The organism is Kribbella sp. NPDC051952 (assembly GCF_040680855.1).
In the GTDB taxonomy this organism is placed as follows: domain Bacteria; phylum Actinomycetota; class Actinomycetes; order Propionibacteriales; family Kribbellaceae; genus Kribbella.
In genome coordinates this window covers 46,533-64,820 of record NZ_JBFAXQ010000006.1, presented here as the reverse complement: position 1 = coordinate 64,820, position 18,288 = coordinate 46,533, and the positions used below count along the sequence as shown (strand labels likewise).

The window sequence follows — 18,288 nt, the reverse complement described above, 5'->3', positions numbered from 1 at the left end:
CACGTAATTTACGAACGCTCGCTATCTATACTGGGCGAGTGGCAAGCAAGGGGTCGGACATGAGCAAGGGAACGGTCGGCGGCGGCGGTACGACGATGCTGCGGCGGATCAACGTCGCGGCGGTCCTGGACGCGGTCCGCCGATCTGCGCCCGCACCACTGCGCGTCGCGGAACTGGTCGAACGGACCGGTCTGGCCAGACCGACCGTGGCCCAGGCCGTCGACGAGCTGCTGGATGCCGGCTGGTTGCAGCAACACGGCCCGGATTCGGCCGACCGTTCACTCGGTCGCCCGGCCATCCGCGTATCGCTGCGCGGTCGCGCGGCACCGGTGCTCGGCCTGGACGTCGGCCCGCACCGGGTGACCGTGGGGGTCTCCGACCTGGCCGGCCGCAAGCTGTCCCTGGTACGGCGCTCTGGGCCGGGATGGACCGCCCAGCAGCTGCTCGGGGTCATCAGCGAGGTGATCACCGAGGCACTCGCGGAGGCTGAGGTCCCGGCCGAGGACGTCGCCGCCGCGGTCGCCGCGAGCCCGGGCATCGTGGACGAGCACACCGGTCGGGTCCAGCTGGTCCCGAGTGTGCCGGGCTGGTCTGCGATCGACCTGATCAAGCACGTCCGCGGCCTGCTGGACTGCCCGGTCATGCTCGACAACGACGCCAACCTGGCCGCGCTGGCCATCGCTGCGGCCCGTGGTGGCACTGGCACATTGCTGGCTGTCCAGTGGGGCGAGCGGCTCGGTGCGGGCATCGTGATCGACGGTCGACTGCACCGCGGCACTGGCGCGGCAGGTGAGATCGGCTTCATCGCTACGGCTCCGGACGACGTCATCAACCCGGAGGACAGCCGCGGGCCGCTGGAGCGTGCAGTCGGCTCGGAGGCAATCGCAGCGCTCGGTCGGCAGGCCGCTCTGGACCACCCGGAGTCCCGTCTCGCTGAGCTTGGCGGAGAGCAGCTCGACACGGCCGATGTGTTCGCGGCCGCGGCAGAGCGCGACCCTGTGGCGCAGGCAGTCGTTCAGCGGGTCGCCCGGGATTTCGCCCGCGCGCTTGCTCCCGCCGTACTGGTTCTGGACCCGACGGCCGTGGTCATCGGTGGCGGTGTCGCCCGGGCCGGCGCTGTACTCCTCGACGCCATCTCGGACCAGCTGCGCCTCCTCACCCTCAACCACCCGAAGCTGGAGCTGTCCGCCCTGGCCGAGGACGCCGTGGTCACCGGCGCGATGCGCATGGCCCTGGACGAGGTCTGGCAACGCAAACTCCCGACCCCGGCACTCACCAGCACTACCTAGGGTTTACCGCCGCAGCGATGGCGTCTGGGCGGTCCAGGTGGACGAGGTGGGCTGAGTCGGGGAGTACGTCGACTGTGCCGCCGAGGGCGGCGGCCAGGCGGCGTTGACCGGCTAGCCAGCGACCGGCGGTCGGACGGGAGCTGCCGCCCGTGGCGACCAGAAGGACGGTCGGGGCTACTGCACCGACGGGGCCGGCGGTTAGCTTGGCGACTTCGGCGGCAAGCTCCCAGCTGCTCGCCAGTTCGTCCCAGAACAGCAGCCAGGACGACCCAGCGCCGTACCGGGCTCTGGCGGTTGCTTTCGACAACAGGTCGCGGTTGGACACACTGCCGATCCATACGAGCGGCCGCCGCAGTGTCGGTCCGAGCAGTTGCGGTACGCCGATCCGCCCGAGGAACCGCAGGAACGTCCGAACCGCCCGATCACCGCGCGTCCCCGGATAGAGCCACCGCACTCCGGTCTCCGAGGTCAGGCTGGTATCGACGAGCACGAGCCGGGTCACCTCGAGCGGCCGGGTCAACGCCCACCGCAACGCCGCCAGTCCGCCGATCGAGTGCCCGATCAGCCCGATCTCCGCATCCGCCGGTACGCCGGTCGCCGCCCGCAACTCGTCGACGTCAGAGGTCACCGGCGTACGCCACGGATCGATGACGCGGAGATCCTCGTCCGGGAGCAGCTCGACGAGCCGGCCGAACTCCTCCGGAGTCTCGGCCAGCCCGGGCAGCACGATCCAGGTGATCCTCATCGAGAGAAAGCTTGCCTCAGGCCTGGCAGCAATGTCGCCAACAATAGGCAGACGAGCAGGATCGAGATGCGCTGCAGGATCCCGGGAGCGTGCAGGTCGTCACCGGTGAGCACCTCGACCCCGGTCTCGATCCCGAGCCACGTCTGCGTCACCGCGACCCCCGCAGCCAGTACGGCGACCACCCGGCCCCACCCGCCACCCCAGCCCAGGCGGCGCAGGACGAGCACCGCGAAGACACCCATCGCGATACTGCCCAGTCCGGCCAATGTCGAGGTGACCTCGTGCAGCACCAACGCGGTCCCGGCCTGACCGTTCGCCTCGGCCAGCCGGCAGGCCTCGCCGGCCGACGGCGCGCAATCCATCGGCGAGAACGAGTCGAACAGTGTCCCGGCCCCGAAAATTGCCGCACTGGTCAGCAATCCGGCCACATCGCGATGCACCCGGGCAGCGGCCCGGCCGAGGATCGCCGCGATCAGCAGCAGCACACCGGTGCTGAGATCCATCGCCCGCGCAGGCAAGCTGGTCGCCTGATCCCGCGCACCGAGTTCACTCAGGAACGACCGATGAACATCGAGTGGAAATCCGGCAGCCACTTCCAGAATCAGGCTGCAGTACAGCACTCCGGCCGCGATCATCACGTTGCGCAGCAGGCGGTACGGCACGGCGTCCGCTGCGATGATCACGCTCGCCAGCCTGGCACGGCAACCAAAGTCTTGACTGTGGTGTCAGCTATACCCTCGAGGTAGACCTAGGGCGACCGAAGTCGCAACCGGCAAGTGGGATGATCGCTGGGTGCGGTCGGAATCGGAAGTAGTTCCCGCGTGGCAACATCGCGCCGCGGTGTGGGTCGGCCGCATCGTGGTGCTCGCCTCGGTGTGGTCGTTCATTGCGATTCCGTTGCACGTTTTCGCGCCGGCGTACGTGAAGCGCGTGGACCAGGCGTTCGACTTCTTCGGCATCCCGGCCGGGCACACCTTCTTCTCCGCCGTCTACCTGGCCGTCGTCGGAAGCGCGCTGCTGCGCGGAAAGCGCGCCGCGCTGCTCTGGGTGCTGTGGGTCTTCCAGGCGCTCTGGCTGTTCGCGCAGACCGCCGCGGTCGCGTTCACCAGCGTCCGGCTGGCCAACCCGAACGACGCCGAACTCCTGAGCGACTTCGGCCCGGCCACGGTGCAGGACCTGGAGTGGGGCATCGTCCAGGTGGTCGTGGTGGCCGCGATCATCGTGCTGCTGTGGAAGATCCGGGGCGCGTTCCCGGCCCGGCTGGCGCCCGGCACCCGGCGCCTCGCGGTCGGCTCGCTCGTACTGGGCCTGCTGATCTCGATCGCGGTCAGTGTCACTCTGACCCAGGTCTTCCCGCGGACCCTGAGCGGTCAGCGGCAGAAGATCGGCTGGGCCGTCATCGCCGCGCTCGGCCAGTCCCGCAACAAGATGGGCGGCCACGAGGGCCACGGCTGGATCGGCCTGACCGTCGGCGCGATCTCGGCCGCGTCGCTGGTGATCGCGTTCTGGATCTTCCTCCGCTCGGTCCGCCGGGTCCGCTACCTGACCCAGCCCGAGGAGCTCGAGGTACGGCGACTACTCCTGCTGAGCGGTGAGCGGGATTCACTCGGGTACTTCGCCACCCGGCGCGACAAGGCGGTCGTCTTCGCCCCCGACAACGACGCCGCGATCGCCTACCGGGTGGTCAACGGGGTCAGTCTCGCGAGTGGGGATCCACTCGGCGATCCGGCCGCCTGGCCGGGTGCGATCCAACGCTGGCTGGCCGAAGCACGCACGTACGGCTGGTCCCCCGCTGTGCTGTCGGCGAGTGAAGAGGCCGCCCAGGCGTACGTCGATGCCGGCCTGCGCGCGCTCGCCATGGGTGACGAGGCAATCATCGATGTCGCGGACTTCACGCTGGAAGGCCGGACGATGCGGCCGGTCCGGCAGGCGGTCACGCGGGCCCAGCGAGCCGGGTACCACGCCGAGGTGGTTCGGCACGGCGACCTGTCGCCGGAGGTCTTGGCGAAGTACGTGCATCTCGCCGAGCAGTGGCGGGGTGCGCGGACGGAGCGCGGGTTCTCGATGGCGCTCGGGCGGCTGGGCGATCCCGCCGACGCGCGCTGCGTGATGGTGATCGCGCGCGATGCGGATGGCGTCGTACGCGGGCTGTTGTCCTTTGTGCCTTGGGGTGTCAGGGGTGTTTCGCTGGATCTGATGCGGCGCGATCCGGAGTCCGTGAACGGGCTGATGGAGTTCATGGTCACGTCGCTCGTGGATGCCTGTGGCGATCTCGGGCTGCACCGGATCTCGTTGAACTTCGCGATGTTCCGGGAGATCTTCAGCGATGCCGAGCGGGTCGGCGCCGGGCCGGTGCTGCGGCTGACGAACGCGTTGCTGACCGCGGCCTCGCGGTTCTGGCAGTTGGAGAGTCTCTACCAGTCGAACGAGAAGTACCTGCCACGGTGGTCGCCGCGGCTGATCTGCTACTCGCGGGGCGCGTCGCTTGCCCAGGTGCTGCTGGCGGCCGGGACCGCGGAGGGCTTCCTGCCCGCGCCGCGGCCGTGGACCCGTGTGGACAGCGCGCAAACGGCCGAAAGGCACGCGATCATGGCGGCGGACGGTAGCCGGTTCGCGAGCGCCGTACGCGAGCAGGAAGAGGAACTACTGCGCCCGGCCCTGCCGGATCGCAAGCTCACCGAGCAGGAGCAGATCCGCCGGACCAAGCTCGTCGAACTCGTTGCCGCTGGCATCGACCCCTACCCGGTCAGCGTGCCGCGGACGGAGACACTGGAGCGGATCCTCGAACTGCACCAGAACCTGCCGCCGGATCACCACACCGGGCACACGGTGTCGGTGACCGGCCGGGTGATGCGGATGCGGAACCACGGAGGGCTGGCGTTCGCCCAGCTGCAGGACGGGCTGGCACAGCTGCAGGTGATGCTGACGGCCGATGCGTGTGGCGACGTACCGCTGGATCAATGGCGCCGGCTGGTCGATATCGGCGACCATGTCAGCGTCACCGGCGAGGTGGTCACGAGCCGTCGCGGTGAGCTGTCGATCGCGGCGACGTCCTGGCTGATGGCGGCCAAGTGCCTGCACCCCTTGCCTGATAAGCGGAAGGGATTCACCGACCCGGAGGCGCGGGTCCGGCAGCGGCACATCGACCTCGTGATGAACCCGGACTCGCTGCGGATGATGCGGCACCGCAGCGCTGCGGTCCGGGCCTTGCGCAACGGGTTCGAGACGCGCGGCTTCATCGAGGTGGAGACGCCGATGCTGCAGGCCGTGCACGGCGGCGCGAACGCCCGGCCGTTCGCCACGCATATCAACGCCTACGATACCGAGCTGTTCCTGCGGATCGCGCCCGAGCTGTTCCTGAAGCGGCTCAGCGTCGGCGGGATGGGCAAGGTCTTCGAGCTCAACCGGAACTTCCGCAACGAGGGCGCCGACGCCACCCACAACCCGGAGTTCACCTCGGTCGAGGCCTATCAGCCGTACGCCGATTACCACGTCATGCGCGAGCTGACCCGGGAGCTGCTGATCGAGGCCGCGACCGCGGTGCACGGCAAGCCGATGGTCCGCCGGCCGGACGGCGACCTCGACATCTCCGGCGACTGGCCGGTCATCACGGTCCACGACGCGGTCGGCCGCGCCGCGGGCGAGACGATCGACCCGGACACGTCGGTCGAGCGACTCCGGGAGCTCTGCGCGGAGCACGGCGTACACACGACGTTCGAGATGTCGGCCGGTGAGCTCGTGCTGGAGTTGTACGACGAACTCGTCGAGCCGAACACCGTGATGCCGACCTTCTACACCGACTTCCCGCTCGAGACGTCACCGCTGACCCGGAACCACCGGACCGAACCACGACTGGCCGAACGCTGGGACCTGGTCGCGTTCGGCGCCGAGATCGGTACGGCGTACTCCGAACTGGTCGACCCGATCGAGCAGCGCCGCCGCCTGACCGAGCAGTCGCTGAAGGCCGCCGCCGGCGACCCGGAAGCCATGTCGCTCGACGAGGACTTCCTGACCGCCCTGGAGTACGCGATGCCCCCGACCGGTGGCCTCGGCATCGGCGTCGACCGGGTCGTGATGATGCTGACCGGCCAGAACATCCGCGCCACCCTGGCCTTCCCGTTCGTCCGCCCCGCGCCAAGGGATTAACTGCGATGTGACATAAGCCCCCTCGCAACGAAGGCCCGTGTCCGCATACTCTTTGCGACACAGGGCTTGGGGAGCGACCTGGGGGGTTACGTGAGGCTTTGTGCTGCGCTCTGCGCAGGGGTGGGGACGCTGGCTTTGGTGGCCGGCTGTAGTCGCGCGCCCGAAGAGACCCCGGTCGCGTCGTCACCCTCGACCACCGGTACGGCGGCGCCGGCACCGGCATCGTCCGTGCCACCAACCGGGACGATGGGCTCACCGGCGTACCAGGTGGAGCTGACCAGGATCGAGAAGACCTGGGCCGGTCAGTTGCGGACACTGACCCGGGTGCGGACCGCGGAGGGCCTGAGCGTGGCGATGAACACGCTCGCCGACTCCTTCACGATGGCGTCGTCGGAGCTGGCCGGATTCAACGTGAGCCCGCGGCTGCGCGCCGTACACGAGGTGTTGCAGGATCGGCTCACCGCCGCGGCCGAGTCGTTGGCGAACTCGGACCAGACCGAGCTGAACGCACGCTGTGGTGGGGTCGCGTACACCTCGCAGAAGGTGCAGCGGAAGCTGCGCGCCGATCTGAGCGGCGCGATCCTGCCGCTGTCGCGACTGAAGATCAAGTTCGGTGACACGCTGCCCAACCCCGGCCCGGAGCCGAAGGTGGAACGCCCCGACAACGGCGAGATCCTGACCCGGGCCGGCGACGCCGGGACCGGCCGGCTGAAGGTGATGAACGGTACGACGAACGACGTCGTGCTCTCGGTCGTCCTGGCCGGCCAGCCGCCGAACCAGCCACACGTGATGATTTACGTCCAGGCGTCGAAGACCGCGACGATCACCCGGATCGGCGGCGAGTACCACATCTATTTCAAGAGCGGGACGGACTGGAACGGCACCCGTCGCCAGTTCAGCGCGGACTGCTCGTTCCAGAAGTTCGACCGGGTCTTCGGCAAGAACCAGGGCTGGCAGATCAACCTCGAGCCGACCGTCGGCGGCAACGCGAAAACCACCGAGGTCGAGGCTTACTGAGCCTATGTGACATCGGGTATGTCACGATGAGGTGATGAGAGCAACCGTGACCGTGGCGGGCGTCCCGGGCGTGGAGATCGCGTACCACCGCAAGGGCGCGGGCGAGCCGCTGCTGCTCCTGCACGGCATCGGCCACCACCGGCAGGCGTTCGACCCGGTCCTCGACCGGCTCGCCGAACACCGCGACGTGATCGCCCTCGACTTCCCCGGCTTCGGCGAGTCCCCCGACGTACCGGACGGCGTCCCGAACGAGCTGGACACCTTCGCGCACGCGATCGAGGCCTTCTGTACGGCGCTCGATCTCGACCATCCACACGTCGCCGGCAACTCGATGGGCGGTCTGGTCGCGCTCCGCCTCGGCCAGCTCGGTCTGGTTCGCTCCGTCACCGCTCTCGCCCCCGCCGGCTTCTGGACACCCCGTGAGAATGCCTGGGCGCTGGGCTTGCTGACCAGGCTCCGCCAAGTGGCTCGCCGTACGCCGGAGTCCGCCGTACGCCGGCTGTCCCGCACGCCGGCCGGCCGCCGGGTGATGACCGGCGCGATCTATCACCGCCCTGCGTTACGCGACCCGGATGCGGTCGTGGCGGAGACCCGAGCGCTCCGGGACGCACCCGCCTTCGACCGCGTCGCCGCGCACGCCCGCACCGGCATCACCTTCACCGGCGACATCCCCGACATCCCCGTGACCATTGCCTGGGGCACCCACGACCGGGTCCTCATCCCCACCCAGGCCGCGCGCGCCCACATCCAACTCCCGCAGGCGCGTTCCGTCCCACTGCTCAACTGCGGTCACGTCCCGATGAACGACGCCCCGACGTTGGTCGCGAACACGATCCTGCAAACGGCCTGAGGAACTACAGGCCCAGTACGTCCAGGAGAGAACCCACCAGGCCGCCCAGACCCGTGTCGCCAGGAGGCGGCGGTGGGTTGTCGGGCGTGGTAGGCGGAGTCGTCGGAGTGGTGGTGGTCGGCGGCGGGGTGGTCGGCCGCCGGGTGGGCTTGGTCGTGGTCGGCGGCGGGGCGGTGGTGGTGGTACGGGTGGGGCGCGGCGGAGTCTTGGTGACGACCGGGGGGCTCGGCTTGAGTTGCTCGACGATCTGAGTCGTCGGGTCGACCGGGGTCGTCGGTTTCGGCCACGGCGTGCTGCCGACGACGAGCGGCGGAGTGCTGGCCGAGCTCGGCGTGGTTGCTGTGGGCAACGGGGTCGGCACGGTGGTGACGGCCGCGGGCGGCGGCGTGGTGCTGGAGGTGGTGGTGCCGCCGGGCGGGATCGCCGGGATGTTCTGCGTCGGCTGACCAGGCTGCAGGCCTGCGACCGGGCTGGCCGGATCAGGACCCCCGCCGGGCAGCGGCAGGAAGGACGCGCCGATCCGCGGCCCGCCGACGAGGGCGGTCAGGAACAGGACGGCGTACAGCAGCAGGAGGATGCCCACCACGGCGGCGAGCTGGCGCAAGCGGGCGGGGTTCTGCCAGGGCGGGCGGCTTTCCGCCGCGGGCGAGAACGGTTTCACAAGACCCGCAGAGTAGCTGTACAACCTGCGCTTGAAACACCCCTTGGAAGAAATTCCACGCTAGATCGCAACATTTCGTCACCGGAATACCCGTACGTATTCGTACCATTCCGGTCCGTTAGTAGGACCAGCAAGTTCAGCATTCAGGACAGGGTTTGCAGGCCGATCACCGACAACAACCGGAGCTTGTCGGCGGCCTCGGAGTTCGGGGCGGCGGTGTAGACGACGAGGCGGAGATCGCTGCCAGGCACCGTGAGTACGTCGCAGTCGACCGTGAACTCACCGAGTTCGGGGTGGCGGATCGTCTTCTGCTCGGTCTGGTGGAAGCCCACGACCGGCTGGTCCCAGAGCTGGGCGAATTCGTCGTACCCGGTCCGAAGCTCATCTACCAGAGCCTTCAGGTCCGGGTCGTGCGGATAGCGGGCAACGGAGGCGCGCAGGTCGGTCACCATCGCGATCTGGAAGCTCCGCCGCTGCTCCGGCGTCTGTACGACCCGGTCTCCCTGCGAGGCGTAGTGCCGCCAGATGATGTTGCGCCAGCGGCCCGGCCACTCGGTCGGGTCCCCGATCATCGCCGCGAAGAGCGGATTGCAGGTGATCATCGTCCAGGCCGCGTCGCAGACGCACAGCGGCGCGGCGTCCAGTTGGTCCACCATCCGCTGCACACTCGCCGGGATGTACGCCGAGATCCGGCCGCGCGACGGCTCGACCTGGCCGGCCAGGATGAACAGATGGTTGCGCTCGGCATCGGACAGCCGGAGCGCGCGGGACAACGCGGTCAGCACCTGCACCGAAGGCGAGTCCGACCGGCCCTGCTCGAGCCGGACGATGTAGTCCACCGACAACCCGGCGAGCAGCGCCAGCTCCTCGCGCCGCAGCCCCGGCGCCCGCCGCCGACCACCTGCCGGGAGCCCGGCCGCGTCCGGGGTGACGCGATCACGCCACGCGTGCAGTGTCCGGCCGAGCTCGTTCATACCGCCAGTATTCCGTGCCTCGGCCGGAACAGCCTGGTACTGCCAGTCCCTAGGTCATCGCGGGTACTACCTGGCCCGGCGCCCTGGCGCGAGGGTGAAGGCATGACCACGACACTCATCACCGGAGGCAACAAGAGCCTCGGATTCGAGACCGCCCGGCAACTGATCGCCGCCGGACACACCGTCTACATCGGCGCCCGCGATCCTCAGCGCGGCAAGGAGGCTGCATCCACCCTCGGCGCGCAGTACCTGCCGCTCGACGTCACCAGCGACGAGTCCGTCGACAGCGCGGCCCAGCAACTCGAGGCCGAGGCGGGTGGGCTCGACGTACTCGTCAACAACGCCGGCGTCTTCGGTCCGCGACGGACGGCTCGCGAACTCACCGCCGACGACCTTCACCTGATCTATGACGTCAATGTGTTCGGGCCGATCCGGATGCTGCACCGGTTCCTCCCGTTGCTGGAGCGCAGCGCCAACCCGGTCGTCGTGAACGTGTCCAGCGGTCTCGGTTCGATCGCCGCCGCGGTCGACCCGGAGGCATATCCCGCCGCGGTCCCGGTCTGGGTCCCGGCACCGGGCTACGGCTCGTCGAAGGCGGCGCTCAACATGCTCACGGTCCAGTACGCACGGCAACTGCCGGAACTGCGGATCAACACAGTCGACCCCGGCTACACCGCGACCGATTTCAACGGGCACCGCGGCGACCAGACCGTCGAGCAGGGCGCCGAGATCATCGTCCGGCTGGCTCAGATCGGCCCCGACGGACCGACCGGTGAATACCTCAGCCTGACCGGAACCGTGCCCTGGTGATCAGCACTCGATGACATTGACGGCGAGGCCGCCGCGGGAGGTCTCCTTGTACTTGATCTTCATGTCCGCGCCGGTCTCGCGCATCGTCTTGATCACCTTGTCCAGCGTGACGACGTGGACGCCGTCGCCGTGCATCGCCATCCGGGACGCGTTGATCGCCTTCACCGACGCCATCGCGTTCCGTTCGATACACGGGATCTGCACCAGGCCGCCGACCGGGTCGCAGGTCAGGCCGAGGTTGTGCTCCATCGCGATCTCGGCCGCGTTCTCGACCTGGAGCGGCGTACCGCCGAGGACCTCGCACAACCCCGCGGCGGCCATCGAGCAGGCGGAGCCGACCTCGCCCTGGCAGCCGACCTCGGCACCGGAGATCGACGCGTTCTCCTTGTACAGCACGCCGATCGCGCCGGCGGTCAGCAGGAACCGGACCGCGCCGTCATCGGTTGCCCCCGGCACGAAGCGCCGGTAGTAGTGCAGTACGGCGGGAATGATGCCGGCGGCACCATTCGTCGGAGCGGTGACGATCCGGCCGCCGGACGCGTTCTGCTCGTTCACCGCCAGCGCGAACAGGTTGACCCAGTCCATCACCTTCAGCGGATCGACCGACCAGGGATCCTGGGTGAGCTTGGTGTGCAGCGCATGGGCCCGCCGCGGCACCTTCAGACCGCCCGGCAGGATGCCTTCGGTCTCGCAGCCCTCGCGGACGCAGTCCTGCATGACCTGCCAGATGTGCAGCAGCCCGGACCGGATCTCGTCCTCGGTCCGCCAGGCCAACTCGTTCGCGAGCATCACCTCGCTGATCGAGAGCTGCGACTCGCGGCACCGGTCGAGCAACTCCGCGCCGGTCGTGAACGGGTACTTCAACGGGGTCGTGTCCGGGACGATCCGGTCACCGGCGGCCGCGTTCTCGTCGACGACGAAGCCACCGCCGACCGAGTAGTACGTGCGCTCCCGCAGCACCTCGCCGCCAGAACCACGGGCCAGGAAGGACATCCCGTTCGGGTGGTACGGCAGCGCCTTGCGCCGGTGCATGATCAGATCGGTGTTCTCGTCGAACGCGATCTCGTGCGTCCCGCCGAGCCGCAGCCGACCGCGTTCCCGGATCGTCTCGACCCGCGCGTCCACCGCATGCGTGGCGATCGTCTCGGGATCCTCGCCCTCGAGCCCGAGCAGGACGGCCTTGTTGCTGCCGTGACCGTGCCCGGTCGCCCCGAGCGAGCCGAAGAGTTGCGCCTCGACGGTCGTGGTCGCGGCCAGCAGGCCGGCGTCGGCCAGACCGAGCGCGAAGGTGCGGGCGGCACGCATCGGTCCCACGGTGTGGGAGCTGGACGGGCCGATCCCGATACTGAACAGATCGAAGACGCTGATCGCCATCGTGTGGAGGTTCCTTCCGGTCGCCGTTGACCGTTGGTGTCCTCCCCGCTCTGTTGGGCAGATGCCTTCCAGAGGTGCCTCGCCCGTGCGGTGAAGGTGCCTGAGAGATTCTTGGGGAGAGTTGCTCCTACGGCGCCCAGGTCACGCCTGGGACTCTCCCGCACGGGTTCATGCGGCTGTTGAGTTGACTGACGCTGTGGACGGTACGGCGGTCCGCCCACCAACGTCAATCCGGCCGGTCCGCACCAACCACATCTCGAAGAACCAGGTGAACAACGGGGGAACGCTCGCCGCCAGCGCGGCCAGCGTCACCGGCCAGGACCAGCGCAGCGGCCCACGCACGAGCAGCACGGTCACGACGTACGCGATGAAGATGCCGCCGTGGATCGGGCCGAAGATCTTCACCCCGATCTCGTTGTCGGACAGCACGTACTTGAACAGCATCCCGATCAGCAATCCGGTCCACGAGATCGCCTCGGCGATCGCCACCGTCCGGAACCACACCGCATGCCTGTTACCCACACCAGTAGTCATCAGCGACCGACCCTAACAAGTCCCCCAAGCCCGGCCCCGGGTCGCACCGGGTTCATCACCGATGTGCCCGAGCAACCGATTGCCGAACGATGAAGAGGCTTTCCGCAGACAGGAGATCCTCCGTATGAAGTTCACACGACGCGTCCTCGCAGGTGGAGTGGCGCTGGGTGTCGCGACCGCTGGGCTCATCACGCTCCCGGTATCGGCAACGACCACCAAGACCACGATCCAGTGGTCCGACTGCAAGCCCGAAGGCAAGGACGATCCCGACGAGGTGAAGGGATCGCAGTGCGCGACCCTCCAGCTTCCGATCGACTGGCACCACCCCGACGGACCGACGTTCGGCCTGGCGATTGCCCGGCGTACGGCGAAGTCCCCGAGCGAACGCGTCGGGGTCCTGGTGTTCGGTCCGGGCGGTCCCGGTGACTCCGGCGTCGACCGGATCAAGACCGGGATCAGCCGGTTCAGCCCCGAACTGCAGGACCGCTTCGACATCGTCAGCTTCGATCCGCGCGGGATCGCCCGCAGCAACCCGGTGATGTGTTCCGCTGCCCTGCTGTCCCAGCAGCCGTCGCCACTACTGACGAGCCAGGCCGACTTCGACGCGACCGTACGCTTCAACCGCACGCTGGCCACGGACTGCCGCAAGAACACCGGCCCGCTCTACGACCACATCGACACCTGGCAGACGGTGCGTGACGTGGACGCGATCCGGTCGGCCCTCGGCGAAGCGCAGATCTCGTTCCACGGTTCGTCGTACGGGACGATGCTCGGTGCGCAGTACGCCGAGACCTATCCGCGCCGTACTCGCGCACTCGTCCTGGAGAGCGTGCACGACCACAGCTCCCCGACCACGCGCGCGTTCCTCGACTCGCAGGCGGCACCGGTGGAGGACTCGTTCGACGAGTTCGTGAAATGGTGCGATCAGGCAACGGACTGTGTACTGCACGGTCGCGATGTGCGGGCGCTCTGGGCCGACCTGCTGAAGCGGGCGGGCAACGGTGAGATCCCGGATCCGCGCCGGCCGACCGTCGCGATCACGCCGTTCAACCTGAGCTTCACGGTGTTCCGGCAGTTCTACGACCCGGACTGGCGTGCGTTGGCAACGATGCTGAAGACGCTCGACGAGAGCGAGCCGCCGACCGGGCAGGCCCCCGTGCCGACCGGGTTGGTGAACAACACCCTGGCGCCGTTCTGCCAGGACTGGAACCTGCCGGTGCGGGACTACCGCGAGTACGCCGGACTCCTCGACAGGCTCGCCCGGAAGTATCCGGACATGCCGTATCCGGGCCAGCTGATGGCCGTCTCGAACTGCCTCGGTGGACCCAAGTCGAACAACCCGCAGCACGTGCTGAAGGTCCGCGACCTGAAGACGCCGGTCCTGCTCGCCAACGCGATCCACGACCCGGCGACCGGCTATGCCTCGGCCCGGAACGTCGAGCGGCAGCTCGGGAAGTACGGCGTACTGCTCACGTATGAAGGCTGGGGACACGGCAGCTACAACTCGAGCCCGTGCATGCTGTCGACGATCGACGCCTACCTGATCGACCGCCGGGTGCCGAAGCGCGGCACCAGTTGCGCAGCCGTCCAACCGACCGGCTGACCAGCCGACCGGCTGAGGGGACCCTGGTCGGCTGGGCAGCCAGCCGGCTGAGCAGCCCCGGGCCGGCGTTCCCAACAAACGCCGGCCCGGGAGTCGTGGCTCAGACCGGTACGCCGCTGACGTCGAGGACGCGGTCGAGATGATCGCCCTGGACCACTCGGTTCGCCAGCAGCCGCAGCTCGGCGCAGGCGGTTTCGAGTGCCTGGCGCTGCGATCGGCAATGGTCGACGTACCAGAACGGATCGTCGGGTTGCGGATCGTCGGCATCGTCGATGTCGGCGTACCAGTGCTGAACTCCGTAATGAACTACACGCACCCGTAGATTCATGATGACTACTCCCCGTGGCCCCAGGATGCTGGGTCCCCCCTGGTCCCAGTCCAGGCCGACTCGGCCCCGGCGCGTGGTCCGCGGCCCCCCACTCCACGCGCCGGGCCGAGTTCGACCCTCCCCCGCTCGCTATATCGGGCCCGGCCCGAGAAGTGTTACTGCAGGTGACGGTTAATTTTGAGCGATCGCTTGATTACCGGCGGTTGAGCTGGTTCTTGGTCCACTGCTCCAGGCCGTCGGTGGTGATCGGGAGGTCCTTGGTGAGGATCTCCAGGCCGTCGGCGTGGACGACGACGTTGTCCTCGATCCGGATGCCGATACCGCGCAGCTCCGGCGGGACGGTCTCGTCGTTCGGGTGGAAGTACAGGCCGGGCTCGACGGCGAGTGCCATCCCGGCCTCGATGTCGCCGGCGAAGTAGGCCTCCGGCCGGGACGCGTCGCAGTCGTGGACGTCGAGGCCGATGTAGTGCCCGGTCCCGCAGACGATGTACCGCCGGTGCTGCTGCCCGTCCGGGCCGAGCAGCTCGTCCATCGACACGTCCAGCAGACCCCAGTCCCGAAGGCCCTCGGCCAGCACCCGCAGCGCCTCGTACTGGAAGGCCCGGTACGGCGCTCCCACCTTGACCGCCTCGAGTGAGGCCAGCTGTGCCTTGTGGACGAGGTCGTGCACCTGCCGCTGGGCCGCTGTGTACTCACCGGTGGCCGGGAACGTCCGGGTCACGTCGGCGGTGTAGAGGGTCCGGGTCTCGACGCCGGCGTCGAGCAGGATCACGTCGCCCTCGTTCACCGGGCCGTCGTTGCGGACCCAGTGCAGCACCGGCGCGTGCTTGCCAGCAGCAACGATCGAGGCGTAGCCGACGCCGTTGCCCGCGGTCCGCGCACGCCGGTCGAAGGTGCCCTGCAGCCACCGCTCGCCGCCACCCCGGATCGCTTCGGGCAGCTCACTCGCCACGTCACCGAACGCGAGCACGCTGGCCGCGACGGCCTCGCGCAGCTGGTCCAGCTCCCAGTCGTCCTTGATCCGGCGCAGCTCGGCCAGTGTCTGCCGCAGCGAGTTGCCGTCCGTCGGCGACGTACGGACCAGCGCGTCCAGCATCGGCTCGACGCCGGGGACCGACAGCATGAACGGCACCGCGCCGCGCACGGCCGACGACAGTTCCTCGATCGGGCGGCAGGCGATCTGCAGCGCGTCCGACCAGTCCTTGAGCCCCGGCACCGGGCCTATCCACAGCTCACCGTCACGCGCGTTGGCGAAGAAGTCCGCCTCCTCCGGCCCAGCCGTCTCACGCAGGTACAGGGTCGCTTCGCCGTCGCCCGACAGCACCAGTACGGAACCCTCCGCCTGGCACCCGGTCAGCCAGACGAAGTCGCTGTCCGCGCGGAACTGGAAGTCCGTGTCGTTCGACCGTACGGGCGCCCGTCCGGCCCCGAGCGCGATCCGCCGGCCCGGCAGCGCGGCCGACAGCTTCCGCCGATGCTCGGCGGCCGCCTCGGCCAGCCCGTCGGGCAACGTCACCGACCGGTCGACCGGCCCCCAGCCACGCGAGATGAACTCCCGGAAACCCTTGGCGTCGATGGGGCGGTAGGACTTCGGCGTCTGTTCGGTCCGGTCGTCGGTCATGAGCTGAGCTCCCCTTTGCAGCTGACGGTCATTGTTCATCAACGCAGGTCTTTTAAGCGCTCGCAAGCCCTTATCGGATCAATTCAAGATCAGGGCGGATCGTTCCCCGTTCAGCGCGTGCGGAACGCGCCGAGGATGCCTTGTTCGGAGTCGATCAGGTACTGATGCAAGTCGGCCGCGGCCTGGTCGTACTTGCGCGCCTCGAGCAGCTCGAAAAGCCCACGGTTACGGGCGATGTAGGGCTCGTGCAGCTCACGCGGGGCCGCGATCACATGGAAGAGGAGCCGCAGCTCGGCCAGGAGCCGGCCCGTCATCGCGTCCATCCGCGCACTGTCGGCGAGACCGATCAGGTGCTGATGGAATCGCATGTTCGCCGTACCCACCGCCGGCCAGCGGTCCGCGCGCGCGGCCGCCTCGGCGGCTTCGACATCGTCCTGCAACGGCTCGAGCCGATCGGCCGGCAGCTCCGGATCCCGATCGATCAGTCCGCGGATCACGTCGACCTCGAGCACCCGGCGGAGGCGGTAGAGATCCACCACGTCGTTCTCGTCCAGCTCCGGGACGAAGACGCCGCGATGCAGCTTGTAGACCAGAAGTCCTTCATGGGTCAGCAGCCGGAAGGCTTCGCGCAGCGTGTTCCGGCTGACCTCCAGCACCTCGGTCAGCTCGACCTCGGATAGCTGGGCGCCGGGCGGCAAGGCCCCCTCGGTGATGCTGCGCCGCAGGATGTCGGCGGCCCGCTCGGCCGAACTGCTCCGGTCCAGGCGCGCGACATCGGCCGCGACTGTCCGCAACCACGCCTGTCTGCCTACCTCGGCCTCACCCGTGCTCATCTCCGCATCATCGCTCACCTGAGGCGTTCACGGAAGTTTAGTAGAACAAAACTCTTGCAGGATTGTTGAACAATCTCTACTCTCGTGTCATCCGCCCGTCACTCACCGCCACCTATGCACCCCTACCTGTGGTGCCGCCGAAACCGTGGAGACCATCCGATAGCTCACTGCCGATCCAGGAGCCACCGCCATGTCCCAGCCCGTCGCGAAACGACCGCACCGACGTCCCAGTTCCAAGCCGGTAGTACGCCGTACCAATCCCTACGCCCGCCAGCTCACACCGGTGGCTGGACGGAAGACTCCGCACACTGCGATGAAGACCGGCAGCCGTTCGACGGTGATCGGCGCGATGTTCCTGACGGCCACCTCCGCGATCGGGCCCGGGTTCCTGACCCAGACCACGCTCTTCACGGTCTCGCTCGGAGCGGCGTTCGCGTTCGCGATCGTGGTGTCGGTGCTGATCGACATCGCCGTCCAACTCAACGTCTGGAGGGTCATCGGCGTCTCGGGCCGCCGGGCTCAGGAGCTGGGGAACCTGGTCGCACCACGCCTCGGCACGACGATGGCCGCGCTGCTGTTCGCCGGTGGCCTGGTGTTCACGGTCGGGAACGTGGCCGGGACCGGGCTCGGGACCTCGGCGATGCTCGGCCTGGACCCGCGGCTCGGCGCCGCACTCTCCGCAGTGGTTGCCATCGGCATCTTCCTGGGCAAGCGCGCCGGCGTCGCGCTGGACCGGGTGGTGATCGTCCTCGGTTCGATGGTGATCCTGCTGACCGGGTACGTCGCCATCACGTCGGATCCGCCCGTGGGTTCGGCCCTGCACAACGTCGTACTGCCCGCACACGTGGACTTCCTCGTCATCCTCACCCTGATCGGCGGCACCATCGGCGGCTACATCACGTACTCCGGTCCGCACCGGCTGCTGGACTCCGGGGTGTCCGGACCTCGCGAGGTGCGGACGATCAACCTGGCCTCGGTCGGCGGGATCCTGATCACCGGACTGATGCGCGTCGTACTGTTCCTTGCCGTCCTCGGAGTCGTCGCGGGCGGCGCCCGGCTGGATCCGGCGAACCCGACCGCGTCCGCCTTCGAGCAGGCGGCGGGTGAGTTCGGGTTGCGGGCGTTCGGCCTGGTCCTGTGGGCGGGTGCGATCGCTTCTGTGGTCGGAGCGGCGTACACGACCGTCTCCTTCGTCACGTCGCGGACGAAGACTTCGGACGGGACCCGGACGGTTCTGATTGTGCTGTTCATCGCCGTCGCGACGGTGATCTATCTGGCCCTCGGCACTGCACCTGCTCGGCTGCTGGTCTTCGCCGGCGCGTTCAACGGCGTGCTGTTGCCGCTGGGAGTCGGCGTACTGCTGTGGGTGGCGTGGCAGCGTGCCGACCTGCTGCGCGGGCACCGGTATCCGCGGTGGCTGCTCTGGCTGGGTGGGGCCGCCTGGCTGCTCACTGTGTATCTGGCCGTTCGGTCCATTGTCGGGCTGCTCTAACTTGGAGGGAT

General features: G+C 68.6%; 16 protein-coding genes and 1 riboswitch. Of the genes, 7 read left to right on the top strand and 9 right to left on the bottom strand.

Annotated elements, in window-relative coordinates:
* Positions 1-59 precede the first annotated feature (59 nt).
* Complete coding sequence (locus AB0L70_RS13620; protein WP_363683533.1) at positions 60-1,289, top strand: ROK family transcriptional regulator; 1,230 nt, start codon at positions 60-62, stop codon at positions 1,287-1,289.
* Here the strand turns inward: AB0L70_RS13620 and AB0L70_RS13615 are convergent.
* Positions 1,282-2,034 (bottom strand): alpha/beta fold hydrolase, encoded by a 753-nt coding sequence (locus tag AB0L70_RS13615; RefSeq protein ID WP_363683531.1) that lies wholly within the window; start codon positions 2,032-2,034, stop codon positions 1,282-1,284. The genes AB0L70_RS13620 and AB0L70_RS13615 overlap by 8 nt on opposite strands.
* Positions 2,031-2,717, bottom strand: coding sequence for a DUF998 domain-containing protein (locus tag AB0L70_RS13610; protein ID WP_363683529.1), 687 nt, complete (start codon positions 2,715-2,717; stop codon positions 2,031-2,033). The genes AB0L70_RS13615 and AB0L70_RS13610 overlap by 4 nt, the downstream gene beginning before the upstream one ends.
* A gap of 109 nt (positions 2,718-2,826) precedes the next feature.
* Between AB0L70_RS13610 and lysX the strand changes: the two genes are divergently transcribed.
* The 3 genes from lysX to AB0L70_RS13595 all read left to right on the top strand — a co-directional run bounded on the left by lysX (position 2,827) and on the right by AB0L70_RS13595 (position 8,047).
* Positions 2,827-6,180 carry a bifunctional lysylphosphatidylglycerol synthetase/lysine--tRNA ligase LysX gene (gene lysX, locus AB0L70_RS13605; protein ID WP_363683527.1) on the top strand — a complete coding sequence of 1,118 codons (3,354 nt, stop codon included), beginning with the start codon at positions 2,827-2,829 and terminating at the stop codon, positions 6,178-6,180.
* A gap of 138 nt (positions 6,181-6,318) precedes the next feature.
* On the top strand, positions 6,319-7,197 hold the full coding sequence (locus tag AB0L70_RS13600; protein ID WP_363683525.1) for a hypothetical protein: 879 nt from the start codon (positions 6,319-6,321) through the stop codon (positions 7,195-7,197).
* Between the two features lie 34 nt (positions 7,198-7,231).
* Positions 7,232-8,047 carry an alpha/beta fold hydrolase gene (locus tag AB0L70_RS13595; RefSeq protein WP_363683523.1) on the top strand — a complete coding sequence of 272 codons (816 nt, stop codon included), beginning with the start codon at positions 7,232-7,234 and terminating at the stop codon, positions 8,045-8,047.
* 4 nt (positions 8,048-8,051) lie between these two features.
* On the opposite strand, the gene AB0L70_RS13590 is transcribed toward AB0L70_RS13595, so the two are convergent.
* Positions 8,052-8,708 (bottom strand): hypothetical protein, encoded by a 657-nt coding sequence (locus AB0L70_RS13590; RefSeq protein WP_363683521.1) that lies wholly within the window; start codon positions 8,706-8,708, stop codon positions 8,052-8,054.
* A 143-nt stretch (positions 8,709-8,851) separates the two neighbouring features.
* Positions 8,852-9,682, bottom strand: coding sequence for a helix-turn-helix transcriptional regulator (locus tag AB0L70_RS13585; RefSeq protein WP_363683519.1), 831 nt, complete (start codon positions 9,680-9,682; stop codon positions 8,852-8,854).
* Between the two features lie 102 nt (positions 9,683-9,784).
* Here AB0L70_RS13585 and AB0L70_RS13580 point away from each other — a divergent pair, with 102 nt between their 5' ends.
* Complete coding sequence (locus tag AB0L70_RS13580; RefSeq protein ID WP_363683517.1) at positions 9,785-10,492, top strand: SDR family oxidoreductase; 708 nt, start codon at positions 9,785-9,787, stop codon at positions 10,490-10,492.
* Here AB0L70_RS13580 and AB0L70_RS13575 read toward each other — a convergent pair whose 3' ends face one another.
* Both AB0L70_RS13575 and AB0L70_RS13570 read right to left on the bottom strand, forming a co-directional pair.
* Positions 10,493-11,866 (bottom strand): L-serine ammonia-lyase, encoded by a 1,374-nt coding sequence (locus tag AB0L70_RS13575; RefSeq protein WP_363683515.1) that lies wholly within the window; start codon positions 11,864-11,866, stop codon positions 10,493-10,495.
* 78 nt (positions 11,867-11,944) lie between these two features.
* Positions 11,945-12,037: riboswitch (glycine riboswitch) on the bottom strand.
* Positions 12,035-12,400 (bottom strand): DUF3817 domain-containing protein, encoded by a 366-nt coding sequence (locus tag AB0L70_RS13570; RefSeq protein WP_363683513.1) that lies wholly within the window; start codon positions 12,398-12,400, stop codon positions 12,035-12,037. (Overlaps the previous riboswitch by 3 nt.)
* A gap of 124 nt (positions 12,401-12,524) precedes the next feature.
* On the opposite strand from AB0L70_RS13570, the gene AB0L70_RS13565 reads away from it, so the two are divergent.
* Positions 12,525-14,003 (top strand): alpha/beta fold hydrolase, encoded by a 1,479-nt coding sequence (locus AB0L70_RS13565; protein WP_363683511.1) that lies wholly within the window; start codon positions 12,525-12,527, stop codon positions 14,001-14,003.
* A 100-nt stretch (positions 14,004-14,103) separates the two neighbouring features.
* Here AB0L70_RS13565 and AB0L70_RS13560 read toward each other — a convergent pair whose 3' ends face one another.
* The 3 genes from AB0L70_RS13560 to AB0L70_RS13550 form a co-directional block, all read right to left on the bottom strand.
* Positions 14,104-14,319, bottom strand: a complete 216-nt coding sequence (locus tag AB0L70_RS13560) for a hypothetical protein (RefSeq protein ID WP_363683509.1) — start codon at positions 14,317-14,319, stop codon at positions 14,104-14,106.
* 205 nt (positions 14,320-14,524) lie between these two features.
* Positions 14,525-15,952, bottom strand: coding sequence for an aminopeptidase P family protein (locus AB0L70_RS13555; protein ID WP_363683507.1), 1,428 nt, complete (start codon positions 15,950-15,952; stop codon positions 14,525-14,527).
* 110 nt (positions 15,953-16,062) lie between these two features.
* Positions 16,063-16,785 carry a GntR family transcriptional regulator gene (locus AB0L70_RS13550; protein WP_363683505.1) on the bottom strand — a complete coding sequence of 241 codons (723 nt, stop codon included), beginning with the start codon at positions 16,783-16,785 and terminating at the stop codon, positions 16,063-16,065.
* Between the two features lie 313 nt (positions 16,786-17,098).
* Between AB0L70_RS13550 and AB0L70_RS13545 the strand changes: the two genes are divergently transcribed.
* Positions 17,099-18,277, top strand: a complete 1,179-nt coding sequence (locus AB0L70_RS13545; RefSeq protein ID WP_363683503.1) for an NRAMP family divalent metal transporter — start codon at positions 17,099-17,101, stop codon at positions 18,275-18,277.
* Positions 18,278-18,288 lie beyond the last annotated feature (11 nt).